The organism is Campylobacter sp. CCS1377 (assembly GCF_040008265.1).
Lineage (GTDB): Bacteria > Campylobacterota > Campylobacteria > Campylobacterales > Campylobacteraceae > Campylobacter_D.
The window spans coordinates 1675338-1700710 of sequence record NZ_CP155620.1 but is presented as its reverse complement, the minus strand read 5'-3'; the positions used below and the strand labels follow the sequence as shown (position 1 = coordinate 1700710).

Genomic DNA, 25373 nt, shown 5'->3' with positions numbered 1-25373 from the left:
TTTTAGTAAAATAAAAATTATTTTTTTTCAATAAAGGCGAATTAATGAATTTTAAATCTATAGATGAAAAAGAATTTCTCAACCCTTACTACCGCAAAAAGCCGATTTTAGAAGTAGAGTTAAATAAATTCATTAAAATTTTAAAAGATTATAAAACAAATTTAAAAGACAATCTCAAAAACAACGAAGACTCCCTAGTAGCAAACGCCCTTGGCAAATTTTTTGAAAGTTTGAGTTTTGAGTGTGAGGTAAAAAGCATACATAAAGGCAATAGCGGTATAGATCTAGCCTTGAAAAAAGATAAGCAAATTCAAGTTATCATTGAAGCAAAATTACCAAATTCTAAGGATTTTTTCAGTCCAAACAAGCCAAATTGCAAGGCTTTGCACGAGTGTATTTTGTATTATCTTCGCGAAAGAAAAGCCTTAAATTCATCGCTTAAATACATCATTATCACAGATTTTTATCGTTTTTATATCTTTAAGGCGGAGTTGTTTGAAAATCTTTTTAACAACAACAAATACTTCAAAGAAACTTTTGAAAATTTTGAAAGCAAAAATTCTCTTTTTAAGGGCAATACTGACGAGTTTTATAAAGAATGCGAAAAGCTTTTGAAGAGTCAAAAATATCTTGATTCTATCACGAGAAAAGATCTTTTTGATGAGCCTAGCTTAAAGGGTGTTTTTGTCGATTTCAAGCCTATTTTAGAGCAAGATAAATCAAGTTTTAGCAAACTTAAGCCTTTATTTAAAATTTTTCACAAAGACTTTTTACTAAGCGAATTTAATCCCAACGATGCAAATTCCTTAAACAATACCTTTTACAAAGAGCTTTTATATATCTTAGGACTTTGCGAAAGCAAACAAAACTCAAAGCTCATCATCACAAAAAGCGAAGAAAGCAAAGCAGAACAAGGCACTTTTTATACTGCTATAAATTCCAAACTTAAAGAAGAAAATTTTGAAACCATTTTAAAACTTTTGATTTTATGGCTTAATCGTATCTTATTTTTAAAGCTTATAGAGTCAAATTTGGTGCGTTTTAATGATGATAAAAATTTAAAATTTTTAAATTTTAAAAAAATACCTGATTTTGATAAGCTTAGCGAACTTTTCTTTGAAGTTTTAGCCAAAGAAAGAAGCACGAGAAAGAAAAGTGAATTTGCTTATCTGCCTTACTTAAATTCTTCTTTGTTTGAAAAACAAAGCATAGAAAATACGCTTGAAATTTCGAGCCTAAACAACGATTTAAAACTTAACTACTACAAAAACACTGTGCTAAAAGATGACAAATGCAAGACTAAAAAAGGACAAGTGGGACTTTTGGAATATTTGTTTGAATTTTTGGATAGCTTTGATTTTGGCAGTGATGATGAGCAAAGCGAGATTTTGAGTCAAAAAGAACTCATAAGTTCAAGTGTTTTAGGAAATGTATTTGAAAAACTTAACGGCTACAAAGAAGGAAGCTTTTACACTCCAAGCTTTATCACTTCTTATATGTGTAAAGAAAGTATCACAAAGGTTGTGCTTGATAAATTTAATACCCGATTTGATCTTGATGCCAAAGATATAAGCGAGTTAAGACAAGCTTTGAGAAAAGAAGATAAAAAAGTGCAAAAAGAGCTTTTAAATTCTATAAAAATTTGCGATCCTGCAGTGGGTAGCGGACATTTTTTAGTGTCGGCTTTAAATGTTATGCTTAGTATCTACGATGAGCTAAATCTTTTTGATGAGGAGTTTTACCTGGAAGTGCAAAACGATGAAATTCTCATCACTAACCGCAAAGGTGAATTTATAGAATACAAACGCCCGCATTCAGACAAGGACAAAGCCCACTTGATCCAAAAAGAACTTTTTTACACGAAAAAAGACATCATAGAAAACAACCTTTTTGGAGTAGATATCAACCCAAACTCATGCGAGATCACAAAGCTAAGGCTTTGGATAGAGCTTTTAAAACACAGTTTTTATCAAAGTTTTGATGATGAGAATTATCATGATCTTAAAACTCTGCCAAACATCGATATAAACATAAAATGCGGGAATTCTTTGATATCTTACTTTGAAATTGACAAAAGCCTAAGCCATTATCCTAATATCAAAGAACGCATGAATAAATACAAAAACATAGTCAAAGACTACAAAGAGGGCTTTTATACAGATAAAAGCCAAATCAACCAAGAGATAAAAAATCTCAAAATTTCTTTTAAAAATTTCTGCTTTGCGGATAAATTTAAAAAAGAGATGAAAAGTTTTAATGAAAAATGCGAAAAATACTCCAAAAAATACGGCAATTTCTTAGCTGTAAATGATGAGAATTTGAGAATTTTTGTCAGTGCGAATTTGACTCTTTTTGATTTTGATGAAAAAGAAGCCACAAAAGAATTTAAAAAACTCAAAGATGACTACAATGCTATTTTTAACCTAGAAAGCAATCATCCTTTTGAATGGCGTTTTGAATTTCCTGAAATTTTAGACGATGATGGAAATTTCAAAGGCTTTGATCTCATCATTGGCAATCCGCCTTATATAAAAGAAGCGGACAATAAAGAACTTTTTACTAATACAAAAAAGCTAAGAACTTATCAAGGAAAAATGGACATTTGGTATCATTTTGTAGGGCGTGGATTTGATATATTAAAAAACAATGGATATTTATCGTTTATCGCTACAAATAATTGGATTACAAATTCAGGAGCTAAAAAACTACGCAATATAGTTTTAGAAGAATCCCAAATTTTAAGCCTTGTTGATTTTAGCTCTTTTATGGTGTTTGATTCTGCAAGTATACAAACGATGATAATGCAATTTCAAAAAACAAAACCGCCTAAAAATTATGAATTTCATTTTGCTAAAATCACAACCCAAACTCCAATTTATGAAGATGCTCTAAGTATTTTAAAAAATGAAAAAAACCAAAACAATGAAATTTTAAGCATAAATTTAGCTCCAAAAAAATTCATAGATAAAACTTTAAATTTCACAAAAAGTGATTATGAAGAACTTTTCAATAAAATTCAAAAATATGGGAAATTTTATCTTGAAGAAAAAGAAGTCGCACAAGGGATAGTTTATCCACAAGAGAATGTAAATAAGAAGTCTTTAGAGATTTTGGGAAAAAATTTTTATATAGGACAAGGTATTCAAAAGCTAACAAATGAAGAAGTTGAAAAACTAAATCTTTTAAAAAATGAAAAAAATTTATTAAAACCTATTTTTGAAAGCAATAGCATAGAAAAATATTACGCTAAAAAAGATAATGATTTTTGGGTTATTTATACAAATTCATCATTTAAAAATCTAAATTCTATGGATAATTATCCAAATTTAAAAAAGCATTTAGATAAATTTAAAAAAGTTATAACTTCAGATAATAAACCTTATGGTTTGCACCGAGCAAGAGATGAGAAATTTTTTAAAGGAAGCCCTAGAATTGTGGCACTTAGAAAATGCGTAGGTGAGCCTAAATTTAGTTATGTTGATTTTGATTGTTATGTTTCAGCAACTTTTTATATTATCAAAACACAAAGAATAAATGTGAAATATTTAACAGGGCTTTTAAATTCAAAGCTTGTCGCATTTTGGTTAAAACATAAAGGAAAAATGCAAGGTAATAATTATCAAATCGACAAAGAGCCTTTGTTAAATATTCCTATAGCGGATACAAATTCTAAAAATCAAAAAATAGCCGATGAGCTTGTAAATTTAGTCGATGAAATTTTAAAAGTTAAAGAACAGGACAAAAACGCAAACACCAAAATCCAAGAAGACAAAATAAACTCTATCGTTTATAAACTCTACAACCTAACCGAAGAAGAAATAAAAATAATCGAAGGCAAGTGATGGAAGAATTAGAACAATTTGGGATTTTAGCAAAAAATGGTAGGCAAGATATAAAAGATGATAAAATAACCATACTTGGTGCTGAAATAAAAGAGATAAATTTTCAAACATTGCAAGAAGCAGGCATAAAAGAAATTTGTATACTTAGAAGTGAAATAAAATATCTTTATTTCTTAGAAAAGAATACTATAAAAATAGATTTTGAAAATTGCAATTTTAAAAATCAAATTATCGCTAGAGAGTCATATTTTAAAAATGAAGTTATATTTCGTCAATGCGTGTTTGATGCTGTAGTGGATTTTTCTAAAGTAGAATTTAATTCTAAGATAGATTTTTTGGCATCTGTGTTTAAAAGTGAAGTGAGATTTATAGAAACTCAGTTTCAAGCAGAGCAAAGTAATAATGAAACAATAGAAAATAATTTTGGAGAAATCATCTTTGAAAGAAGAGTATCTTTTTCTAGTGCTACATTTCAAGCAAGGGTTAATTTTGCACTCTCACAATTTAAAGACGAAGTAAATTTTACAAAAACCAAATTTCAAGCAAATCAAAGCAATGATAAAATAATTGAAAATCATTTTTTAGGGGTCATTTTTACAGGAAAAGCAATCTTTGACGACGCCATATTTAAAGCAAGGGTTAGTTTTGGAATTTCACAGTTTGAAAATGAAGCAAGGTTTATAGGAACTCAACTTCTAGCAAAACAAGATAGCAATGAAACAATAGAAAATGAATTTAGGGAAACTATCTTTAAAGGAAAGGTAACTTTTGATAGTCTTGTACTTAAAACAAGAATTAGCTTTTTGTTTTCGATATTTAAAGATGAAGCACTCTTTTTAAATATAAATCCAAATAATTTTATATTTCATAATTTAGAATTTAACAAAACAAAGTTTGCTTGTAAAACTCTTACAAATGTCATTTTTTGTCTATTCCAATACTCGGTATTTAAAGATGCATTAAGTTTTGAAGGAATGAAAATTGAAAGATTGAGATTTGATAATGTTTTATTTAATGGTGTTGTAACTTTTAGCAATACAAAGCTCAATACCAAACCACAATTTATAAACTGTACTTTTTCTAATCAATTTAATATAGAACATCAATATATCAAATATAGCGATAAAGATATAGAGAATAAGATAAATAGTATACAAAATGAAAATGATAAATTTCAAGCCTTGCTAAATTTAAGAGATTTGTTTAGAAAGCTAAAGAGTAACCGCATAGCTCATCACAATCTAATCGACGCTTCAGAGCTAAGAACGCAAGAGCTTTATGCTAGGGAGTTGGAGCTAAAATATCAAGAAAATAAAAGCTTAAAAGAAAAAATCGAACAATGGCAACTTTTCTTTTATCGCAAGCTTTGTGATCATCATACTGATATTTTGCAGAGTTTAAATTCACTTATTTTGGTGATAGGAATTTTCGGTGTGCTAAATTTAGCGATAATTATAGGTTTTAATTGTTATCTTGGTTATAAGCCTATTTTGGAGCATTTGTATTTTTCATTAGACTTTTATAATTTTCATATAAAACCTTTCATAGAAAATAATCATTTGTTTATAATATTTGTAAATTTTTTAATACTTTTTGTTTATTTGATTTTAGTTGGTTTTGCTTTGTGTGAAAAATATATAAGAAAATTTTTTATAACTATATCTTATGTGATAACTTTCTTTATCATGATAACTTCACCAAAAATTCTTATCCCTGCTATGGGGATTTTTACAGATAAAAGAGTTATGCTAGATCCACTTAGTGTGCTTGGTGGAATTTATACAATCGTTTTTGGTTTTGTTGTATTTTCTTTTATAAAGACAATTAGAAAAAATTCCATAGTGCCAAGCTGAAATATAGGAAGATGAAATGATAGAAGAAACACTTGAAAGAATTAATACCTTAGAGAAATGTCGCAAGGAAACACATCAAAATGATAAGAGTAAAAGTGAAGATGAAGTTAAAAAGACTTTGTCCGAAGTTTTATCTATAAATGAACAAAATATATTTGATCTAAGTGATGAAAAAACAAAAGAAATAATAAAAGAAAAAGATGAGCTATTTCCTGATAATGAAAAATGGTATTCAGTTTGTGGTAAAGACGATGGGATAATAGATATATGCTTACCATATGATAAGATAAAAAGTATTCCATGTAATGTTATTTTTAATAATTGCAATATTGATTTGCAGATTGATGAGTCAAAAGGCGTGAAAAAAAATAATGTAGAGATAAGTAAAAATCGTCTATATTTTTACAATTGCATTTTTGAAAAGTCATTAAATTTGAAAAATATTATTTTTGAAAAAATATTAACTTTTAATCAGTGTGCGTTTTCTAAAGATCTAAAAATATATCAAAACCAATTTTTAGATCATTTGGTTTTTATAAATTGCTCTGTTGAAAACAAAAAAATTAAATCATTAGATTTGCAAGAAAATATTTTTAAAGGATATCTTTTTATAAAAAATTGTGACATAGAAAATATGGGACTATGGAAAAATAAATTTGAAAATAGGTGTTATTTTGTAGATTCTAAATTTAGATATGAGGATAAAGACAATAAAACAAAATTTAATTTTTCAAATGCTCATTTTCAAGACAATGTTTATTTTAATAATTCCCATTTTAAAGATTATGCTGATTTTCACGAATGTGAATTTGAGAAAACTGCTTGTTTTTATGGAGTGACATTTGAAAAAACTCCAAATTTCTCTCAAGCAATTTTCAAGGGAAATTTAAATGCTGTAAATACAAATTTAAATTTTACTTTTGATGATTTACAAGAGAGAATCAAACAAGAATGCAAAGATTTTAATGAAGCTAAAGAAAAAAAACCTTTAGATAAAATTGCAAATAATTTTAGAGATTCTTTTAGGAATTTCAAAAGTGTTTTGATAAAAGATAATAATCTTTTAGATGCTTCAAATTTTCATAAATACGAGCTTTATTGTAAAGAGCTAGAACTTAAACAAAATTGGGATAAAAAAGGTAAGAATGTAGAAAATATAATGGATTTAGAAAAAAATGTTTCAAGAATTCGAGGTTTTGTGGATTTTTTACTTTTGGGATTTTATAGAAAATTATGTGATCATCATACAGACTTTTTAAAAGTTTTTAATAATCTTGTATTGTTAATTGTTTTATATGCTTTGTTTTTTTGGGGTTTTGTTTGGCTTCATGATGATAAACTAAAAGATACAAGAGAGATTTTAACTTTATTTAAATTTTTTGATAATCTTAAACTTTGTTTTAATATTGGGGTTGTTATCTGTATAATCTTGGGTTTTATTTTGGTATTATATAAGATAAATAAAATTTCTATCAAATCTTTTTTGAATATTTTAAAAATTTTTCAATCTTTGTCTCATATAAAAAAATGGTTACTAAAAATCTTTAAAAAAGAAATTTTTATAAAACTTTTTTTAACATTAAAAATAATAGGGTTAGATTTATGGTTTTTGACAGAAAGTTTAATTATTATATTCTTCATTCCTTGTGTTTTTTATGTGTTATTTTCATTATTTGGATTTTTCTTAAATTTAGGCAAAGATTTTGGATATTCGTTATTTATAAATACTTTGTTTGTTAGTTTGTATATTTGTCTAGTTTATACTAAATCTTTGTTCTTTGGTAGATATGTGGTGCTTGTATTATCGTATATAGGATTTTTTATAGTATTGATAAAACAACCTAGTATAATTCACCCTTTGATTGGAAAAATCGCAGATAAAGCTGATAAAGGTTTTAATTATCCAAGTTTGATGGTGTTAAACATACTATATACCATACTTTTAGCTTTAGTCCTTTTCTCACTCCAAAAAACCGCACGAAAAAATTCCATAGTGCCAAGCTAAGCCTTATGCTTAGCTAGAAAATACACCCCATTTGCGATTAAAACACAAGCACACATTACAAAAGCAAGGATTAGCGGAGTATTTGCGTCTAAAGCACCCACTAAAGATGAGATAAGTCCTGCTAGGGCAAATTGCACAAAGCCAAGCACCGCAGAGGCTGTGCCCGAGTGATCCTTAAAACGCGCCATAGCCAAAGTTGTGGTATTTGGAATGATAAAACCAAGTAAAGCGATACAAGAAAAAAGAGAAATTTCAAAAAGCCAAAAATTACCCTTTATAAAAGCGCCAAGTGTTAAAACACAAGCACATACAAGCATAATTAGTAGGGCATTTTTTAAAATCTTTTCAGGATCAAATTTGCGCACCAAACGAGCATTGATATTGGCAAAAATCACAAAACCAAGCGCATTGATACCAAAAAGTGCTGAGTATTGCTGCTCACTTAAATCATAAACCCTAGTAAAAACAAAAGAAGAGCCGGTTATATAAGCAAAAAGCATAGCCATAGCAAAGCCTGCAGAAAAGATATATACGATGAATTTTTTATCCTTTAAAACAAAGATATAATTTTGCAAAGTTTGCTTGTTTGAAAATTTGATTTTTCCAAGGTGAGGCGCGGACTCTTTAAGCCCAAATGCTATCATAAAAAATAAAATAGTCCCCAAAATGAATAAAGTCGTAAAAATGCTATGCCACGAAAAGTATTCAAGCAAAAATCCCCCAAAAGTCGGCGAAAGCATAGGGGCAAGAGAGCTAAAAACCATCATTAAAGCAAAGATCCCCGCTGCTTCTTTGATCTCAAATAAATCATTAACAATAGCCCTTGCTATAACTATCCCTGCACATCCGCCCAAAGCCTCAAAAAATCTTAAGACAATGAAAGCTTCGATCGAGCTTGCAATCATACAAGCAAAAGATGAGGTTAAAAAAAGTGCTATTCCAATGAGTGCGGGAATTTTTCGTCCAAAAATATCGCTTATTGGTCCATAAATTAATTGTCCTAAAGCAAAGGCGACAAAAAAGCTAGTCAGCGAAAGCTGGGTAAGTGCTGTTGTGGTTTGAAAGCTTTGTTCTACATGTGTAAGTGCAGGTAAATACATATCCGTTGAAAGCGGAGCAATGCTTGACATCAAAGCAAGGATAATAATGAGTTTAAATTTAGCAAAGCCGTGAATTTTGGTGTGTTTTTGCATTTTGTAATCCTAATTATTTAAAAAAATGATTTTAACAAGTCAATCTTAGAATAATCTTGTATAAAACAAAGAAAAATTACTTAATTTACCTTTTTTTAAAGACAATCTCGCTAAAGTTAAGAAAATAATTATAAGGAAAACAAATGATGCCTTTTAGTGATGAAGAGCTTGTAAAGCCTGTTAAAGCAAGTTTGGATAAAAGTATGTATATTTTAGAACGCGATGGCGGTGGGCTTGAATTTTTAGGCATTAAAAACGGCGTGGTTTATGTGCATTTAATCGGTGCTTGCAAGGGCTGTGCGGCAAGTGGAACAACGCTAAAATACCACTTAGAAAGACAGCTTAAAATCGACATACATCCTGAAATTACCATAGTGAATTTAAATGGCGGAGCGGACGAATTTGCAAAATTATAAAAAAATAGCCATAGAGCATTTTTTAAAAATGGATTTTAAAACAGCAAAATTGTATTTTTCTTTGGCTTATGAAAAGAGAAAAAATAAGCGTTTGTTTATCTTTGTCTCTCTTTGCGATATAGGACTTCATTCTCCTCAAGAAGCTTTGTTGCTTTTTGAATTTTATAAAGATAATTATAAATTAAAATTTATTGATGAAGAAATGGAAGAATTACTAAAAATTCGTGAGTCAAAGCACCAAAAAGCCGTAGATTATAACGAAGATGAAAACAAAGCTTTAAATTATAGGGATTTTTTGGAAAGCGAGAAAAATGTTGGCTTTAAAAGAAGTTTTGAAAATGTGATTTTTTCAGGAAAACTCATCATAAGCGATAGAGAAGATTTCATAGAATTTTTAGAGAAATTACTTGATAATGGCTATATCGAAATGACTTTAAATTATATAGAAAGTGTTTTGCCACATTTTTCAAACCACGCAAGATTTATAAAACTTCAAGAACGCCTTAAAGGATATAAAAGTGATAATAAATTATAAAAATACCTTCATCACAGATAATTCTTTAGAATGCCAAAAAGACTGTTTTTTTCTCAGCACAGCACAAAATGCAAAATTTGTGAATCAAGCTAGGCAAAATGGTGCAAACATTATCGATATAGAAAAAGCCAAAAAAATGCTTGAAATTGATGAAAACATTAAAATCATAGGCATTACAGGCACTAATGGCAAAACCACAACTGCGGCTGCGATTTACTCGATTTTGCTTGATTTAGGCTTTAAATGTGCCCTTTGTGGGACGCGTGGGGCTTTTATGAATGATGAGAAAATTGATGAAAAATCCTTAACCACTTCGCCTATTCTTAAAACTTTGGAGTATTTACAGCTTGCTACACAGAAAAAATGTGAATTTTTCATTATGGAAGTAAGTTCTCATGCTTTGGTTCAAAATCGCATCGAGGGCTTGAAATTCGCAGCCAAAATTTTCACCAATATCACTCAAGATCATTTAGATTTTCATAAAACTTTTGAAAATTATAAACTAGCAAAAGAAAGCTTTTTTACCGATGAAAGCTTGAAATTTATCAACAAAGACACACAAGCAATTAAATTTAATGTTAGAAATTCTTTTACTTATGGCATAGAAAATCCGGCTTTGTATCATATCAAAGCTTATTCTTTAGAGAGTGGAATTAGCGCAGTTGTGATGGCAAAAGATCAAACTTTCCATATAGATTCTTCCCTTGTGGGACTTTTTAATCTTTATAATCTTTTAGCCGCAAGTGCTTGTGTTAATGAGCTTGTAAGTCCTAATTTAAAAGATTTAGAAAAAGCTATTAGTGGTTTTGGTGGGGTTTGTGGCAGAATGGAAGTTGTAGCAGAAGGGGTAATCGTTGATTTTGCACACACGCCAGATGGCATTGAAAAAGTCCTTGACGCACTTAAAAATAAAAAACTCATTGTTGTTTTTGGCGCAGGTGGTGATAGAGATAAAAGCAAACGCCCTTTGATGGGAAAAATTGCAAAACATTATGCCAAAACGCTAATTATTACAAGCGACAATCCACGCAGTGAAGAGCCTTTGGATATCATTAATGATATTTTATCTGGGATAAAGGTCGATGAAAATGTATTTATCGAGGCGGATAGAAAAAAAGCTATTGAAATGGCTTTAAAAATGCGCAAAAATGATGAATTTGTCGTTATTTTGGGTAAAGGCGATGAGGACACTCAAGAAATTAAAGGAGTAAAATATCCTTTTAGTGATAAAATAATCGTCAATGAAATTTTAAATCAAAAATAAGGAATATGATGTTTGAAAATATGGATTTTTCTAAAATGGGGGAGCTTTTAAATCAAGTGCAAGAAAAAGCAAAAAGCATAGAATTAGAGCTTGCAAATCGTGAATTTAGTGCAAAAAGTGGTGCTGGGCTTGTAAAAGTAAGTGCAAATGGCAAAGGCGAAATTATCGATGTGAGTATTGATGATTCTTTGCTTGAGGATAAAGAATCTTTGCAAATTTTACTTATCTCTGCGATTAATGATGTTTTGGCTATGGTGGCGCAAAATCGTAATAACATAGCAAGCGATGTTTTAGGAGGTATGAAACTATGAGAACAAATTTAATCAAAGGTGCTTTATTATCTTTGTTTGTTGTTGTTTTTGCTTTTGGGATTGAAAGACCTAGAATGGAAGATTTTATCACTTGTTTTGAGAAAAATAAGGCGAGTATTTTAAATTATGAAGGAATGAATGCCTTTGCTTTAAGTGAAAATTTGCTTGCTGTTGTGAAAAGTCCTAGTAAAAAATTAAATAAATATGTTAAATACGATCCTTTTTTAAATTTATACCTTGTAAGAACTGATTTTAGTTTAATTCCAGCAAAAATGACAGATGAGCAAAATTTAACACGCAATGATTGGGTGGGGATTTTAGATGCTAATACCCCTTTTATAGGACATTTGAAATATTTGGCTCAAAATATTGACGAAAAAGATCAGCTTGATTTTAAAACTAAAATAGGGCAGTTAAATACTCCGTGTTGTAATATGGTCGGAATTTCTCTTAATAATGGCGCATTTATTGGAAATCGTTATTTAAAGCATTTTATGAAGTATAATGATGTGTATTGGGGAGATATTGGCGCGGATTTTGAAGTGCGTGATGATAAAATTTATGTCAGCAATGTCAGAAAAACAGGGCAGTTTTTGGTTAATGATGAAATTATCAGCGTAGATGGTGAAAAAATTAAAAACATAAGAGAGCTAAATGAAAAGGTTTTATTTGCCGATAGGGGCAGTACTTTGTATTTTTCTATTTTAAGGGACAATCAAGATGTGAATGTTTCTGCGGTAGTTTTTAATAAAGACTTAAGTAAATTTAATTTACCAAATTCAAAACCAAAGCCTAAAATTTCAAGTTTTAGAAGCAATCTTGGCTTAAGTGTGAATTCAAATCTTGTTATAACCAAAGTGGAAACAAATTCAAAGGCAGATAGCGCTGGTTTTTTGGTTGGAGATAAAATTTTAAGAGTAAATAATCAAATCATTAATGATTTTAAACAGTTGCAAAATATTCTAGCACAAGGAAATGATTTTAATGTTTTGGTGCAAAGATCGAGCAAAAAACTTCCTGTTGGAAAATTAGACAGCAGTCAAGGCGATGGACAATTTCAGTTTTTCATAAGGCTTGTTAAGTGATTTTAGAACTTTTCAACAATCATTTAGAAAAAAACTTGCCTAAAGTAAAAAGCTTCCATCCTTTTTTTAATGAAGCTTTAGCAGTAATGTTAAAAGCAGGAGGGAAGCATTTTCGTGCTCAACTTTTACTAGGCATTGTAGAAGCAAAAATGCCAAGTCTTATACCTAATGCTTTGGGTGTAGCTTTGGCATTAGAATTTATCCACACCTATTCACTCATACACGATGATTTACCTGCTATGGATAATGCAGATTTTAGAAGAGGAACTCCAACTTTACATAAAACTTATGATGAAACCACGGCTATTTTAGTGGGTGACGCTTTGAATACTGAAGCTTTTTTGCTTCTTTCAAAACTTGATTTAAAAGATAGCGTGAAATTAAAACTTGTAAATACCCTAGCTTTTAACGCGGGGCTTAATGGTATGATTATAGGTCAAGCAATTGATTGTTATTTTGAAGATAAAAGGCTAAATTTAGAAGAGCTTGAGTTTTTACACATACATAAAACCGCAAGACTTATAGCAGCGGCTTTGAAAATGGGTTGTGAAATTTGTGAGTTAGATGAAAAAGAAAGCGAAAAAATTTATCAAATCGGCTTAAAACTTGGGCTTATTTTTCAAATCAACGATGATATCATCGATGCAACTATGAGTGAAGAAGAAAGTGGAAAGCCCACAAAACACGACGAGCATAAAAATTCTTTTGTGAATTTGCTTGGCTTAGAAGAGGCTATAAATTCAAAAAATCGCTTAAAGCTTGAGTGTGAGCAAAGTTTGGCTAGTGTGGATAAAGTGATCGCAAAAATGATAAGCGATCTAATAAAACAATATCTTTAAGGAAAACAATGAACGATCAAGATATAGAAGCTTTAAAATTTGAAGACAAAATAAGAGAGAAGAAATATATGCTTTTTTTTAGTCTTTTATTTTGGTGTGTTGCTTTTGGATGGGGGATATATTTTAGTGAAAATCCTATGAATAGTGAGTTTCCTTTTATCCCTTCTATTTATCCGTACTATTCTCCTTATGTTTTTGCTGTTTGCTATATTATTTTTTCTATTTTTTGGATAAAAATTCTTAATGATTTTGGCTTAAAAATAAAATATTTTATTTGGTTTTTAATCGCTACTTTTTTGTGGGGTATACTACAAAATGATATTTTTTATATACGCGCTGTAGATTATGACAAACACAGGGCTGTCCTAAGTATTCTTAAAATGGTTTTATTATTTTTTATGAGTGCAAGTTTTTGTTTATGGATAAGGTATTTAGTGAAAATTAGCGAAAAGAAGTTTTTAAAATGTGTGCTTATAAGCTCTGCTGTATTGGCAGTAGTTGCATTTTTATGTTTGTTTTATTTTAATAGAATTCCAACACTTAAGTATCCATTCAGCTCGGGAATGGCTCATATGGTTTTATTTTATAGCTTGGCTTTATTGGTTCTTGCAATCGCTTTGGCAAATTTTAATTTTGTAAATATTATAAAGGAAAAACAATGAATAAACTTATGCTTGCTAAACAGGCAAATACTTTAAGATTTTTAAGTGCAGATATGGTGCAAAAGGCAAATTCAGGTCACCCTGGTGCGCCTTTGGGAATGGCTGATATTTTAACGGTTTTAAGTTATCATCTTTCTCATAATCCTAAAAACCCAACTTGGTTAAACCGCGATAGATTAATATTTTCAGGCGGACATGCCAGTGCTTTGCTGTATAGCTTTTTGCATTTAAGTGGGTATGATTTAAGTTTGGATGATCTTAAAAACTTTCGCCAACTTCACTCAAAAACCCCAGGTCATCCTGAAATTTCAACCACAGGCGTAGAAATCGCTACTGGACCTTTAGGACAAGGCGTGGCAAATGCAGTAGGCTTTGCTATGGCAGCTAAGAAGGCGGCAAAAATTTTGGGCGAAGATTTAATTAATCATAAAATTTATTGTCTCTGTGGAGATGGAGATTTACAAGAAGGGATTTCTTATGAGGCTTGTTCAATGGCTGGACTTCATAAGCTTGATAATTTGATTTTAATTTATGATAGTAATGAAATTTCCATTGAAGGCGATGTGGCTTTAGCTTTTAATGAAAATGTAAAAGAACGCTTTAGAGCACAACATTTTGAAGTGCTAGAAATCGATGGGCATAATTTTGAAGAAATTGATGTAGCTTTAAAAACTGCAAAAGCAAGCAAAAAACCTTGTCTTATCATCGCACACACAAAAATCGCAAAAGGCGCGGGAGAGCTTGAGGGAAGCCATAAAAGTCACGGCGCACCTTTGGGTGAAGAAGTGATCAAAAAGGCTAAAAAAGAAGCGGGGTTTGATGAGAATTTAAGCTTTGAGATAAGCGAAGATGTAAAAATTCGCTTTGAAAGTGCAGTAGAACTTGGGGATTTAGAAGAAGCAAAATGGAAAAGTGTGCTAGAAAAAAGCGGTAAAAAAGAATTATTAGAAAGACTTTTAAAGCCTGATTTTAGCAAGATTAATTTCCCTGATTTTAAAGGAAAAGACTTAGCCACAAGAGATAGCAATGGCGAAATTTTAAATGTCTTGGCCGCAAGTTTAGAAGGCTTTTTGGGTGGAAGTGCGGATTTGGGCCCTTCAAATAAAACAGAACTTCATAAAATGGGCGATTTTGTAGAAGGAAAAAATATCCATTTTGGTATAAGAGAACACGCTATGGCAGCAATTAATAATGCCTTTGCAAGATATGGAATTTTCTTACCTTTTTCGGCGACTTTTTTCATTTTTAGCGAGTATTTAAAACCAGCAGCTAGAATTGCAGCTTTAATGAAAATAAAACATTTTTTTATCTTTACACACGATAGTATAGGTGTTGGAGAAGATGGACCAACGCACCAACCTATCGAACAACTTAGTACTTTTAGAGCTATGCCAAATTTCTTAACCTTTAGAGTGGCTGATGGGGTAGAAAATGTCAAGGCTTGGCAAATTGCTTTAGAAGCTGAAGTGCCTTGCGCTTTTGTGCTTTCACGCCAAAAACTCAAAGCCTTAAGTGAGCCTATTTTTGGTGATGTGAAAAATGGAGCTTATTTGCTAAAAGAAAATGAAAATGCTAAATTCACACTTTTAGCAAGTGGAAGCGAGGTTAGTCTGTGCTTAGAAGTGGCAAATGAGCTAGAAAAGCAAGGCGTGTTTTGTAATGTAGTTTCTATGCCTTGTTTTGAGCTTTTTGAAAAACAAGACAAAGCTTATCAAGAAAGGCTTTTAAAAGGTAAAGTAATAGGAATTGAAGCGGCACATTCTAATGAACTTTATAAATTCTGTGATGAGGTTTATGGCATAGAAAGCTTTGGTGAGAGTGGTAAAGATAAAGATGTGTTTGAGTATTTTGGTTTTAGTATTTCAAAGCTTTTAAATTTCATTTTAAAGAATTAAAATGAGTGCGAATTTCAAATTTCAAAAACAAGAGCAAAACGACGAGCTTATGGTTTTTGGAATTTGGGATAAAAACTCTATTGCAAATTTAAATCCAAAAGATATTTTAAGTCAAATTTCAAAACAAAATTTAATCTTAAATTTTGAAAATTTAGAAGACATTGATATGGCTGGAGTTTGCTTTTTTCTTGCTTTAGAACATGATTTAAAACTTCAAAATATTAACACCCAAAAAAGCAATCTTCGTCCCCAATTTCAAAGCCTTTTTGAGCTTTGCGAGAAAAATTACACACGCTTTGTGCCTTTGAAAAAAGATAAACTTGTTTGGAGTGATTTTTTTTATCGATTAGGGAATTTTTGCATACAAAACTTAAAAACTTTTCAAAAATTCATAGCTTTTAGCGGTATGGTTTTTTATACTTTATTTTATTCTTTATTTCAACCTAAGAAAATCCGCTTTATTTCTTTTTTATATCACATAGAATACTCAGCCTTCAGAGCTTTGCCTATAGTGGCTTTGACTTCTTTATTAGTTGGGGTTGTTTTAGCTTATCAGGCTGCTTATCAACTCGAACAATTTGGGGCAAATATTTTCATCGTTGATCTAACTGGAATTTCAGCCACTAGAGAGATCGCTCCCTTAATTGCCGCTATTGTAATTGCGGGTAGGAGCGCAAGTTCTTATACGGCGCAAATTGGAGTGATGAAAATCACCGATGAAATTGATGCGATGAATACTATGGGTTTTAAATCAAGTGAATTTATCATTTTGCCAAGAATTTTAGCTCTAGTTGTTGCGATGCCTTTAGTTGTTGCTCTTGCTGATGCTGTGAGTATTTTGGGTGGAATGATTATTGCTGATTTAAATTTAGATATTAATTATAATGAATTTATGCGCCGTTTTAAAGAAGCAGTGGAACTAAAGCATATTATTATAGGGCTTATCAAGGCACCTATTTTTGGGTTTTTAATAGGCATTATCGCTTGTTTTAGAGGCTTTGAAGTAAAAAATACCACAGAGAGTATAGGAATTTACACGACAAAAAGTGTTGTAAATGCTATTTTTTGGGTTATAGCTTTTGATGCTTTATTTTCTGTTGTGCTAACGCAAATGGGGATTTAATGATCATTAAAGCACAAAATATCATCACGCGTTTTGGCAAAAAGCTAGTGCATGATGGAGTAAGTTTTGAAGTAAGAGAAAATGAAATTTTTGGCATTTTAGGTGGAAGTGGGAGCGGAAAATCCGTGCTTTTAAAGCAAATGTTGCTTCTGGAGCATTTTGATGGTGGAGAGTATGAAATTCTTGGTACAAGATTAAAAAATATTAGCGAAAAAGATGCTTTAAATTTGCGACAAAAATGGGGAGTGGTTTTTCAATTTGGTGCTTTATTTAGCTTTTTTTCTGTGTTTGAAAACATAGCCATACCTTTAAAAGAATATACAAAATTAAACTCACAAACCATCAATGAGCTTGTAAGAATGAAATTAAAAATGGTAGGCTTGGATGAGAGTGTTTTAACGCAATATCCTAGCGAGTTAAGTGGCGGCATGAAAAAACGCGTGGCTATTGCTAGAGCTTTAGCGCTTGATAGCAAATTACTTTTTTTAGATGAGCCAACTTCGGGGCTTGATCCACATAGTAGCCGCGAATTTGATGAGCTTATTTTAAAACTCAAGCAAAGTTTTGATTTAAATATCATTTTAGTTACGCACGATAAGGAGAGTATGGGAAATTTACTCGATCGTTTTATTATTTTAGAAGAGAAAAAAATTGCATTTTGTGGGACTTATGATGAGTTAAGAGAGCAAAATGAACGGCTTTTTCAAAGATTTATGGGGTAGATTATGGAGAATAGGGCGAATTATTTTTTTGTAGGATTTTTTGTTTTTGGAGTGTTTTTTGCAGGCATTTTTTTTGTGATGTGGATGAGTGGCTTTTCTCAAAAACAAGAATTTGAGTATTATCAAATTTACACTCAAGAATCCGTCGCAGGACTCGGGATTAAAGCTCCGGTAAGGTTTTTGGGGGTGGAGATTGGTAGTGTTGAAGAGATCAATATCGACACTAAAGAAGGTATAGGTGTGAGTATTTTAATCAAAGTCAAAAAAGGAACGCCTATCAAAGAAGATACTTATGCAAATTTACAATTTCAAGGCATTACGGGGCTTAAATTCATACAATTACAAGGCGGGAGCAATGAAGCACCTTTTTTGAAAACAAGTGATAAAAATATCGCTACCATTAAAATCAAAGAAAGTTTTTTAAGCACTTTTGATAGGCAAAGTGGCAAACTTTTTTCTTTAGTTGAAACTGCTGATAATAAAACAAAAGTTTTACTAAGTGATCAAAATTTGAAAAATCTTTCCATTGCACTTGAAAATTTGGCAAGTGTGAGTAAGACTTTAAATAAAGATACTAAAGTAATGACGCAAAAAATCATCAACGCCAGTGAAGATATCAGCAAAATGGCAAAAGCAATCGAAAAAACAGCAAATTACGAAAAATTCAATCAAACTTTAGATTCTATCGAAAAAAGTGCCAATGCTATTAATAATCTTTCACAAAAGATTTCAACCAAATTTGATGAATATGATGAAATTAAATACGATTTAGGTGTAAATTTAGAGCTTTTACGAAGGCTTTTGGTGCAAAGCAATGAATTTATTAGAAATCTTGAGCAAAGTCCTTCGGATTTGCTTTTTAAAAAAAGTTCTAAAAACCCAGCTCCAGGAGAGAAAAGATGAGAAAAATTTTACTTTGTATTTTTGCACTTTTTTTAAGTGCTTGTTCTTTTAGTCAAAAAGAAATCAATCCTCCTTCGGTTAAATTCATTTTAAATTCTGATGAACTTTTGGCTACAGAAACTTTGACTCAAACCCATTATAAAATTAAAATTTTGATGCCACAAAGTCCACTTTATTTACAAAGCAATCAAATATATTATCTCAAAAAGAACGAACTTAACAGCTATGCATTTCATATGTGGGAAAGCCCGCTTACTATGAGTTATTATTCATTTATGACGCATAAACTGCAAAATAGCGGTATTTTTGAAGCGGTGATTAATAAAAACAGTTTAATTTCGCCAGATTATATCCTAGAAAGCAGAATGGATAATTTTGAACAAGTATTTGATGATAATGATAATTTTGTGTGGCTTAAAATGAGCGTGAGTTTGATAAGGGCGCAAGATAAGACTTTGCTTGGACAGAGATTTTTTGATTATAGAACCGAGGTGGATAATCAAAATATACAAAGTGTTGTTGCTGCCTTTGATAAAACCTTAAATTCTTTGAGCAATGATCTTGTGGTTTGGATTAGTGAGCTTTTAAAAAAGGAATGAAAAGTGCTTATAAATGCCAAATGCATGTTGAAGGATAAATAATGAGTAAAGAATTAAAAATTTTAGAGCAGCATTTGGGAAAAGTGCAGGCTGTGGGTGAATTTAAGGCGAGTCAAATTTGTACGCAAATCAATGATGCGAATGATTTTATCGGAGCTTTGCAAGTTTTAGATCTTGCTTTAAGGAAAATTCATACAAGTATTAGCACATATGATACGAATTTAGATGAAAGTCAAAAAGGCACTTTGGATGCAAATATATCGCAGCTCATACAAAATTGTTCTTTTATGGGCACGGCACTTTTTGATAATGCTTTTAATGTCTATGTAGGGCAAAAACTTTTTGAATTTGAAATTTCAAATCCGCTTTTAATACTGCAAAAATATGGCTACGAAGGTGTTTTGGCTTATGTTGAAGATAAAAGAGAGGAGCTTAAAGGCATTTTAGGCGAGCTAGCAAGCATCATTGCGATGGGGATTGATACTGATTTTGCTAATGCTTTAAATTCTACAAACGATCTTAAAAAAATCTTTTATTAAGCTTGTCAAATTCGGCAAGCTTAATCGCTTCTTTTTTCTTACAATAAATTTTTCTAATAATTTTTTCAAATGACACAAGCTGTCGCAAGCTTATTTTATACTTCTTCTTGAAATCAAAATCAAGGAGAAAAAATGAATAAATTAACTTTATTTTTAGGCGGTGTTGCACTAGGTGCTTGTGGCTATGGACTTAAGAAGTGGTATGATAAACAATGCCAAAAAGAACAAGGCGATTGCGATGAGAATTTAGGCAATTTTTTTGAAAACACGACAAAAGACGAAGAAAACTTTAGTGAAGAAAGTTTAAACAAAGAAAAACTTAATGAAAAAAGACTTAACAATAATAGTGAAAGAATTATTGATTTGTTTTATCTTTTAGATAAATACAGCAAGCCTTTTTTGCAAGATTTAAAAGATAAAGAGTTTTTAAATTTCAAAGCAAAATACACAGATGATGTTAGCTATGATTTAAAAAATATAAATTTAGAATTTAAAGATGACTTAGAAGAAATCATTAGGCGGGCTAAAAATTTAAAAGCCTTAGAAGCTTTTTACGAAATCAAAAATAAATACACATCATTTATTTATGCCCTAAATAGAGAGATACACAGAAGAATAAGCAAAATTTTAGCAAAGCAAAAATGATTATTGTAGGAATTTTGGGAGTTTTAATTAGCGTAGTGGCTTTGTTTGCTCATGGGGTGTTTTGGATTGTATTTGGGAGTATATTTTGGGGCGTGATTTTAGCTTTTATGCTTTTAGATTTAAGCGGAAGTTATAGCGTAGTGGCACTTTATATACTTTTTGTAGTACTTAATTTAATTTTAATTTACAAAATTACAAAGGAGAAAAAATGAAAAAATTAGTTTTAGCTTTAGGTGGAATCGCACTAGGTGCTTGTAGTGGCAAAATTTATCAAGGGATTAAAAATACTTGGAATGAATTCATTTTTAAGGATCTTATCACACTTAGAAAGGTCATTAAGCAATATGAAGAGATGGAGAAAATTTATCCTAGTTATTTAAACGATCCTAAGTTTTTAGAATTTAAAAAAGCTTATAAATACGATGCAGAAGAGATTAATAATATTAATAGATATTTATTTAGTGATTTAAAAAAGGAAAAGCTTATACAAATAGGCACTACAATGGAAGCTTTTATAGAGTATGGCGATAAATATCTTAAAGATGATGGAACAGCATCAAAAATCATCTTGAGTTTTATCTATATGAAATTTAATTTTAATATTGCTTTGTTGCAATTATAAGATATAAATAAGATGGATTAGGGGGTTAAATGCGAGAAAATTTAAAAGAAATTTATCAAAATTTTGAACTTTTAAATACTCAATTTTCAAGTTATTTTAATGATAAAGAATTTGCGAATTTCAAAAAAGATTTTGAAGTGAAAAATGCTTTAAATTATCGTGATTTTAAGGAATTTGACTTAGAGGAAAAAGACAAAGAAAGGCTTGGGGGTATACAAATTTGTTTGTTAGCTTATGTGGATTTTTGCGGTAAAAATACCATGAAAGAACAAACAATGCAAATAATTTCTAGGATTTTTATGCCTATGTTTCTTATCTCTAGTTTGTATTTTGCATTAAAAGAGGAAAAGTTAGATAAGCAAATTTGCAAGGTGTTTCAAGAAAAAGATGAGTTGATGAGAGAAAAATCTTTATGGATTTCCCAAGTCCTACCTTTTTAAAGTTTTGATTAAAATTTTTTAACCTTGTGTTAAAAAATTTATTGACTTTTTAGGGGGGGGGGGATTATAATTTTACGGAATTTTTAAGGAGAGAGAATGGCTTATAAATTTGATATAGATTTAGAGTTTTTAAGGGAATTAAAAAATGAAGAATTAAATGATTTGGTAAGTATAATTACACATGATAAAGATGGTTCTGCAAGATGGACAGAACTTTTAAGTGTTAGTGAGCTTTATAAAACACATTATCCAAATCATCAAAAATATTTAAATCTTATCTTGGAAGAAATTCAAAAATTTGGTGGAAATAGTCTTGCAAATGTTTTTAGAGGGAGTGGGATTTTATACAAAGAAATTTTGTGTGATGTGGCTGATAAATATAAGGTCAATTACAACAGAAAAGCCGATACTGAACTCATAGAAACAAATCTTTTTATGAAGATTTTAGAAACTTCTTTAGATAAAATGAGTCAAGAGGATATAAAAACAATCTCTCAAGAATTAGACTTAAGGCTAACCAATTTTGACAAACAAGCTTTAATGGCAAGTTTGCAAATTTTAATAAAACAAAGTCTAATAATACCTTTTGTGATAAATAGAACTATTCTTATGGGTATAGGTTGCATACCACCTATAATTACTGGCGGTTCCATTCTTGCTGGTACTGCACTAGGGCGTGTTGTTACTATATTCACAGGTCCTATAGGTTGGGCGATTACTGGAGCTTGGACTGCTATAGATTTAGCAGGTCCTGCTTATAGGGTAACAATGCCTTTAGTGATACAAATAGCTTTTTTAAGACAATTATACAAAGCAAAACCCAAAGGCATTAATATTAATTCAATAGTAGGAGGTTTTGAAAAAATCAAAAATAATGAAAAATGAAATTTTTCCTTGCTCATCTTGTGGAATATGTTGTAAAAATATAGGCAAAGTAGATGAGTTAAAGGAATTTAATAATAATGGCGTATGTGTAAATTTGCAAAATGATAATACTTGCAAAATTTATCATAATCGTCCTTTGGTTTGTAGAGTGGATGAATTGTATGAAAAATACTTTTCTAAACAAATGAGTAAAATTGATTTTTATAATGAAAATATAAAAATCTGCAACTCATTACAAGAAAAATTTAATATAGAGAAAAAATATAGAATTAATTTTTTAAATAAGGAGAATTAAAATGGCAGTTCCATTTATTTTAGGTGGTATAGCATTAGCAGCAGGTGCTTTTGGCGCAAAAAAAGCTTATGATGGTTTCAAAGACAAGTCCGAAGCTAACTCTATAAACGATAGTGCAGAGAGTATATTTAATTTTTCAAAAGAAAAATTAGAACAAGCAAGAAGTGACGCAGAAAATTCTTTAGAGAATTTAGGTAAAGCCAAATTACATATTCATCAAAATTCTTTTAAAGAATTCGTAGAAATTTTTTCAAAAATGAAAAATGTTGAAACGCAAGATTTTTCAAAAGATGATTTAAATTTTAATATTCAAGAATTTGTTAAATTCACTAGAGAAAGTGTAGTAAGTTTTACAGAATTAGCAGGAGGTGGAATAGCGTCTTTAGGGGTTGGAGCGTTAGCTGGAATTGGAGCATATGGAAGTGTTGGAATGCTTGCTAGTGCTTCAACGGGAACAGCAATAGCATCTTTAAGTGGAGCAGCAGCTACAAATGCTACTTTGGCTTGGCTTGGCGGTGGAAGTTTAGCTGCTGGAGGCCTTGGTATGGCTGGGGGAATGGCAGTTTTAGGCGGTATAGTGGCTGCACCTGTCTTGGCTGTAAGTGGATCTTTATACGCAAAAATGGGAGAAAAAGCTTTAGATGATGCAAGAAGTAATTTAGCAAAAGTTAAAGTAACAGCACAAGAAATGGATACTGCGACGGTAGCTACAAATGCTATTGCAACCATTGTTATGAATTCTTTGGAAATGATTCAAAAATTAGATGGAGTATTATCAAATGAATTGAGCACTTTTAAATTAATGGTTATTAGAGAAAATGATTATTCTAAATATAGCAATGGAGAAAAATCATATACGCAATATATTGTAAATTTGGTTAAGGCTATTAGCGGAATATGCAAAGTTAATGTTTTAACTGAAGAAGGTGAAGTCAATGAGGAATTTAAAAAAGCTGTGCAGGTAGCAAAAGATTTAAGCAAAGAAATTCAAAGCTTATAAGAGGTAGTTTTACCTCTTAAATTTGGGAGAATAAAATGAATAAGAAATTATTATTTGATGAATTAATTGATCAACTAGGCACACAAAGCTTAGCAAGACTCGATTTAAATATCTTTGATTTAAATTCTTATGGAGCAATGGTGGAGAGTGCAAAACACACTACAAATACACAAAAAACCATAAAGCAACATGGCGATAATCCAAATGGTTTTGGGCAGTCTTTTGAAACCTTAGAAGTGGGAAAAGAAAATATTAAAAACACTTATTATAAAACAGGAGAAAGAAGCTTTACTACAGATGAACTAGCTGATATTAAAGCGGTTTATAATAATGAAGAAATTGGTGGTAAATATAGCCAAGAAAGAAAAGAAAATATTTTAGCAAATTATAGTTCAGAAGAAATAAAGGCAATAGCAAAAAATGAAAAATTAATGAAATATGCCACCACAAATCACAATTTAGTTGATGTTGTTATGATTGATAAAAATGGCAATATTACCACAGAGCAACTAAAAGCTGTAAATGATAATATATTTAGCAACAAATATAATAGGTATTTTGAAGGAGTAGATAGCGTAAGAGTGGATGAAAATGCCTATAATAACGCTAAAGAAAAATTAGAACAAGCAAAGCTAAATTTTGAAAAACATCCCTCAGAAAAAAATAAAGAAACCTTAAAAGAATATGAAGAAAAATTTAGCAAACTTAAAATGGGTTCTAATAAAGAAGAAGCAGGATATGTAAAAGGCGATAAGAAAGATAAAAATCATACACATACCAACGAGCCTATGAAAAATGCTTTAAAAAATCAAGCCAAAGAAACATTGAATAATATCCATCAAACAGGAATAAGTGATGCGGCAAGTGTTGTGCTTAGCACTTTTGCAAGTGGTGTTTTATGGGAAATTAAAGATGAATTTTTAGATAATAATTCACAAGATTTTAGCACTAGAATTAAAAGGATAATCACTGAAGTGATTAAAAAAGGTTCAGATTCTTATGCAAGAGGTGCAAGTTTTGGGATGATTGATGGTTTAGTAACTATAATATCGCAATTTTTTAAAAAGATAGGCGGGCAATTAAAATATCTTTGGACCAATATTAGAAATGCAGCAAAATCAATATGGAATGAGATTTATTCTTATATAACTGGAAAAATCACAAACTACGCAGAACTTATCAAAACCATTCTTAAATCTTTATTTTCAGCAGTTATGACTGTATTTGCAGTTGCATTAGAAGCAGAAATCTCAAATAAGCTAAAGCTAATTTTAGGTGAAACCATAGCGGGTATTTTGTCAATTGGAATTTCAATATTTGTTTGCTCTGTAGCTGTTATTTTGTTTTCAAAAACTATAGATTTGACTATCAATGCATTTTTTGGAATTTGTGCTGCAGCTAATATGGCTAAACAAAGAAGAGAAGAAATCGAAAGAGTATATGATGTAATTATGCCTAAAATGATGGAAAATCTTGATAATTTGGAAAAATATATCGCAGATTATACGATAAATTTGCAAAATATGGGCGAAACGAGTTTCAATGAGCTACAAAATGCTTTAAATAAAGAAAATTATGATAAAGCAAATCAAAGCATTATAAAATTAGCTAGTGTATATGGTGTCAATGATTTATTTGTAACAAGAGAAGAATTTGATAATTTTATGGCGAGCGACGAATCGTTTAAAATATAAACAAAG

The 25373-nt window shown here is 30.4% G+C and carries 25 protein-coding genes; 24 read left to right on the top strand and 1 reads right to left on the bottom strand.

The features are described 5' to 3' along the window. The first annotated feature begins 44 nt into the window (after positions 1-44). From AAH949_RS08570 to AAH949_RS08560, 3 genes are read left to right on the top strand one after another with little or no spacing between them, the layout of a single operon-like run. Positions 45-3842: an Eco57I restriction-modification methylase domain-containing protein gene (locus tag AAH949_RS08570; RefSeq protein ID WP_348518516.1), complete on the top strand. Its 3798-nt coding sequence runs from the start codon at positions 45-47 to the stop codon at positions 3840-3842. Beyond that, positions 3842-5695: a pentapeptide repeat-containing protein gene (locus AAH949_RS08565; protein ID WP_348518515.1), complete on the top strand. Its 1854-nt coding sequence runs from the start codon at positions 3842-3844 to the stop codon at positions 5693-5695. The genes AAH949_RS08570 and AAH949_RS08565 overlap by 1 nt, the downstream gene beginning before the upstream one ends. Positions 5696-5711: 16 nt before the next feature. Beyond that, entirely contained in the window at positions 5712-7700 is a 1989-nt protein-coding gene (locus tag AAH949_RS08560) for a hypothetical protein (RefSeq protein ID WP_348518514.1), read from the top strand. On the opposite strand, the gene AAH949_RS08555 is transcribed toward AAH949_RS08560, so the two are convergent. Next, positions 7697-8893 carry a multidrug effflux MFS transporter gene (locus tag AAH949_RS08555; protein WP_348518513.1) on the bottom strand — a complete coding sequence of 399 codons (1197 nt, stop codon included), beginning with the start codon at positions 8891-8893 and terminating at the stop codon, positions 7697-7699. The genes AAH949_RS08560 and AAH949_RS08555 overlap by 4 nt on opposite strands. A 143-nt stretch (positions 8894-9036) precedes the next feature. Between AAH949_RS08555 and AAH949_RS08550 the strand changes: the two genes are divergently transcribed. The 21 genes from AAH949_RS08550 to AAH949_RS08450 all read left to right on the top strand — a co-directional run bounded on the left by AAH949_RS08550 (position 9037) and on the right by AAH949_RS08450 (position 25367). Then, the gene (locus AAH949_RS08550; RefSeq protein ID WP_134237756.1) at positions 9037-9309 is read left to right on the top strand and encodes a NifU family protein; all 273 of its coding nucleotides are present in this window, start codon (positions 9037-9039) and stop codon (positions 9307-9309) included. Further along, positions 9296-9844 carry a histidine kinase gene (locus AAH949_RS08545; RefSeq protein WP_348519157.1) on the top strand — a complete coding sequence of 183 codons (549 nt, stop codon included), beginning with the start codon at positions 9296-9298 and terminating at the stop codon, positions 9842-9844. The genes AAH949_RS08550 and AAH949_RS08545 overlap by 14 nt, the downstream gene beginning before the upstream one ends. Further along, the gene (locus tag AAH949_RS08540; RefSeq protein WP_134237757.1) at positions 9828-11108 is read left to right on the top strand and encodes a UDP-N-acetylmuramoyl-L-alanyl-D-glutamate--2,6-diaminopimelate ligase; all 1281 of its coding nucleotides are present in this window, start codon (positions 9828-9830) and stop codon (positions 11106-11108) included. Before AAH949_RS08545 ends, AAH949_RS08540 begins: the two co-directional genes overlap by 17 nt. Before the next feature lie 8 nt (positions 11109-11116). After that, positions 11117-11419, top strand: coding sequence for a YbaB/EbfC family nucleoid-associated protein (locus tag AAH949_RS08535; RefSeq protein WP_134237758.1), 303 nt, complete (start codon positions 11117-11119; stop codon positions 11417-11419). Positions 11420-11493: 74 nt separating this feature from the next. Further along, the gene (locus AAH949_RS08530) at positions 11494-12504 is read left to right on the top strand and encodes a PDZ domain-containing protein (RefSeq protein ID WP_348519156.1); all 1011 of its coding nucleotides are present in this window, start codon (positions 11494-11496) and stop codon (positions 12502-12504) included. Beyond that, positions 12504-13343 (top strand): polyprenyl synthetase family protein, encoded by an 840-nt coding sequence (locus tag AAH949_RS08525; protein WP_348519155.1) that lies wholly within the window; start codon positions 12504-12506, stop codon positions 13341-13343. Before AAH949_RS08530 ends, AAH949_RS08525 begins: the two co-directional genes overlap by 1 nt. 8 nt (positions 13344-13351) lie before the next feature. After that, complete coding sequence (locus tag AAH949_RS08520) at positions 13352-14005, top strand: hypothetical protein (RefSeq protein ID WP_348518512.1); 654 nt, start codon at positions 13352-13354, stop codon at positions 14003-14005. Then, positions 14002-15900, top strand: a complete 1899-nt coding sequence (tkt, locus tag AAH949_RS08515) for a transketolase (protein WP_348518511.1) — start codon at positions 14002-14004, stop codon at positions 15898-15900. The genes AAH949_RS08520 and tkt overlap by 4 nt, the downstream gene beginning before the upstream one ends. A gap of 1 nt (position 15901) precedes the next feature. Beyond that, positions 15902-17023 (top strand): ABC transporter permease, encoded by a 1122-nt coding sequence (locus tag AAH949_RS08510; RefSeq protein WP_348518510.1) that lies wholly within the window; start codon positions 15902-15904, stop codon positions 17021-17023. Beyond that, positions 17023-17745, top strand: coding sequence for an ATP-binding cassette domain-containing protein (locus tag AAH949_RS08505; protein WP_348518509.1), 723 nt, complete (start codon positions 17023-17025; stop codon positions 17743-17745). The genes AAH949_RS08510 and AAH949_RS08505 overlap by 1 nt, the downstream gene beginning before the upstream one ends. A gap of 3 nt (positions 17746-17748) precedes the next feature. Beyond that, positions 17749-18648: an MlaD family protein gene (locus tag AAH949_RS08500; RefSeq protein WP_348518508.1), complete on the top strand. Its 900-nt coding sequence runs from the start codon at positions 17749-17751 to the stop codon at positions 18646-18648. Continuing rightward, positions 18645-19247, top strand: a complete 603-nt coding sequence (locus AAH949_RS08495) for an ABC-type transport auxiliary lipoprotein family protein (RefSeq protein ID WP_348518507.1) — start codon at positions 18645-18647, stop codon at positions 19245-19247. The genes AAH949_RS08500 and AAH949_RS08495 overlap by 4 nt, the downstream gene beginning before the upstream one ends. A 41-nt stretch (positions 19248-19288) precedes the next feature. After that, positions 19289-19786 (top strand): flagellar FLiS export co-chaperone, encoded by a 498-nt coding sequence (locus tag AAH949_RS08490; RefSeq protein ID WP_348518506.1) that lies wholly within the window; start codon positions 19289-19291, stop codon positions 19784-19786. 132 nt (positions 19787-19918) lie between these two features. Continuing rightward, on the top strand, positions 19919-20431 hold the full coding sequence (locus AAH949_RS08485) for a hypothetical protein (protein WP_134237767.1): 513 nt from the start codon (positions 19919-19921) through the stop codon (positions 20429-20431). Beyond that, positions 20428-20643, top strand: coding sequence for a hypothetical protein (locus tag AAH949_RS08480; RefSeq protein ID WP_134237768.1), 216 nt, complete (start codon positions 20428-20430; stop codon positions 20641-20643). Before AAH949_RS08485 ends, AAH949_RS08480 begins: the two co-directional genes overlap by 4 nt. Beyond that, on the top strand, positions 20640-21053 hold the full coding sequence (locus AAH949_RS08475) for a hypothetical protein (protein WP_348518505.1): 414 nt from the start codon (positions 20640-20642) through the stop codon (positions 21051-21053). Before AAH949_RS08480 ends, AAH949_RS08475 begins: the two co-directional genes overlap by 4 nt. A 29-nt stretch (positions 21054-21082) precedes the next feature. After that, the gene (locus AAH949_RS08470; RefSeq protein ID WP_348518504.1) at positions 21083-21493 is read left to right on the top strand and encodes a hypothetical protein; all 411 of its coding nucleotides are present in this window, start codon (positions 21083-21085) and stop codon (positions 21491-21493) included. Between the two features lie 96 nt (positions 21494-21589). Further along, positions 21590-22378: a DUF3944 domain-containing protein gene (locus AAH949_RS08465; RefSeq protein WP_348518503.1), complete on the top strand. Its 789-nt coding sequence runs from the start codon at positions 21590-21592 to the stop codon at positions 22376-22378. Then, positions 22368-22673 (top strand): YkgJ family cysteine cluster protein, encoded by a 306-nt coding sequence (locus tag AAH949_RS08460; protein ID WP_348518502.1) that lies wholly within the window; start codon positions 22368-22370, stop codon positions 22671-22673. The genes AAH949_RS08465 and AAH949_RS08460 overlap by 11 nt, the downstream gene beginning before the upstream one ends. A 1-nt stretch (position 22674) precedes the next feature. Next, complete coding sequence (locus tag AAH949_RS08455) at positions 22675-23673, top strand: hypothetical protein (protein WP_348518501.1); 999 nt, start codon at positions 22675-22677, stop codon at positions 23671-23673. Between the two features lie 35 nt (positions 23674-23708). Continuing rightward, positions 23709-25367, top strand: coding sequence for a hypothetical protein (locus AAH949_RS08450; protein ID WP_348518500.1), 1659 nt, complete (start codon positions 23709-23711; stop codon positions 25365-25367). Positions 25368-25373: the final 6 nt, after the last annotated feature.

Excerpts from the sequence above, each read along its gene's own strand:
- AAH949_RS08570 (WP_348518516.1), top strand. The coding sequence starts at position 45 with ATGAATTTTAAATCTATAGATGAAAAAGAATTTCTCAACCCTTACTAC.
- AAH949_RS08565 (WP_348518515.1), top strand. The coding sequence starts at position 3,842 with ATGGAAGAATTAGAACAATTTGGGATTTTAGCAAAAAATGGTAGGCAA.
- AAH949_RS08560 (WP_348518514.1), top strand. The coding sequence starts at position 5,712 with ATGATAGAAGAAACACTTGAAAGAATTAATACCTTAGAGAAATGTCGC.
- AAH949_RS08555 (WP_348518513.1), bottom strand. The coding sequence starts at position 8,893 with ATGCAAAAACACACCAAAATTCACGGCTTTGCTAAATTTAAACTCATT.
- AAH949_RS08550 (WP_134237756.1), top strand. The coding sequence starts at position 9,037 with ATGATGCCTTTTAGTGATGAAGAGCTTGTAAAGCCTGTTAAAGCAAGT.
- AAH949_RS08535 (WP_134237758.1), top strand. The coding sequence starts at position 11,117 with ATGTTTGAAAATATGGATTTTTCTAAAATGGGGGAGCTTTTAAATCAA.
- AAH949_RS08530 (WP_348519156.1), top strand. The coding sequence starts at position 11,494 with ATGGAAGATTTTATCACTTGTTTTGAGAAAAATAAGGCGAGTATTTTA.
- AAH949_RS08520 (WP_348518512.1), top strand. The coding sequence starts at position 13,352 with ATGAACGATCAAGATATAGAAGCTTTAAAATTTGAAGACAAAATAAGA.
- tkt (WP_348518511.1), top strand. The coding sequence starts at position 14,002 with ATGAATAAACTTATGCTTGCTAAACAGGCAAATACTTTAAGATTTTTA.
- AAH949_RS08510 (WP_348518510.1), top strand. The coding sequence starts at position 15,902 with ATGAGTGCGAATTTCAAATTTCAAAAACAAGAGCAAAACGACGAGCTT.
- AAH949_RS08505 (WP_348518509.1), top strand. The coding sequence starts at position 17,023 with ATGATCATTAAAGCACAAAATATCATCACGCGTTTTGGCAAAAAGCTA.
- AAH949_RS08500 (WP_348518508.1), top strand. The coding sequence starts at position 17,749 with ATGGAGAATAGGGCGAATTATTTTTTTGTAGGATTTTTTGTTTTTGGA.
- AAH949_RS08495 (WP_348518507.1), top strand. The coding sequence starts at position 18,645 with ATGAGAAAAATTTTACTTTGTATTTTTGCACTTTTTTTAAGTGCTTGT.
- AAH949_RS08490 (WP_348518506.1), top strand. The coding sequence starts at position 19,289 with ATGAGTAAAGAATTAAAAATTTTAGAGCAGCATTTGGGAAAAGTGCAG.
- AAH949_RS08485 (WP_134237767.1), top strand. The coding sequence starts at position 19,919 with ATGAATAAATTAACTTTATTTTTAGGCGGTGTTGCACTAGGTGCTTGT.
- AAH949_RS08480 (WP_134237768.1), top strand. The coding sequence starts at position 20,428 with ATGATTATTGTAGGAATTTTGGGAGTTTTAATTAGCGTAGTGGCTTTG.
- AAH949_RS08475 (WP_348518505.1), top strand. The coding sequence starts at position 20,640 with ATGAAAAAATTAGTTTTAGCTTTAGGTGGAATCGCACTAGGTGCTTGT.
- AAH949_RS08470 (WP_348518504.1), top strand. The coding sequence starts at position 21,083 with ATGCGAGAAAATTTAAAAGAAATTTATCAAAATTTTGAACTTTTAAAT.
- AAH949_RS08465 (WP_348518503.1), top strand. The coding sequence starts at position 21,590 with ATGGCTTATAAATTTGATATAGATTTAGAGTTTTTAAGGGAATTAAAA.
- AAH949_RS08460 (WP_348518502.1), top strand. The coding sequence starts at position 22,368 with ATGAAAAATGAAATTTTTCCTTGCTCATCTTGTGGAATATGTTGTAAA.
- AAH949_RS08455 (WP_348518501.1), top strand. The coding sequence starts at position 22,675 with ATGGCAGTTCCATTTATTTTAGGTGGTATAGCATTAGCAGCAGGTGCT.
- AAH949_RS08450 (WP_348518500.1), top strand. The coding sequence starts at position 23,709 with ATGAATAAGAAATTATTATTTGATGAATTAATTGATCAACTAGGCACA.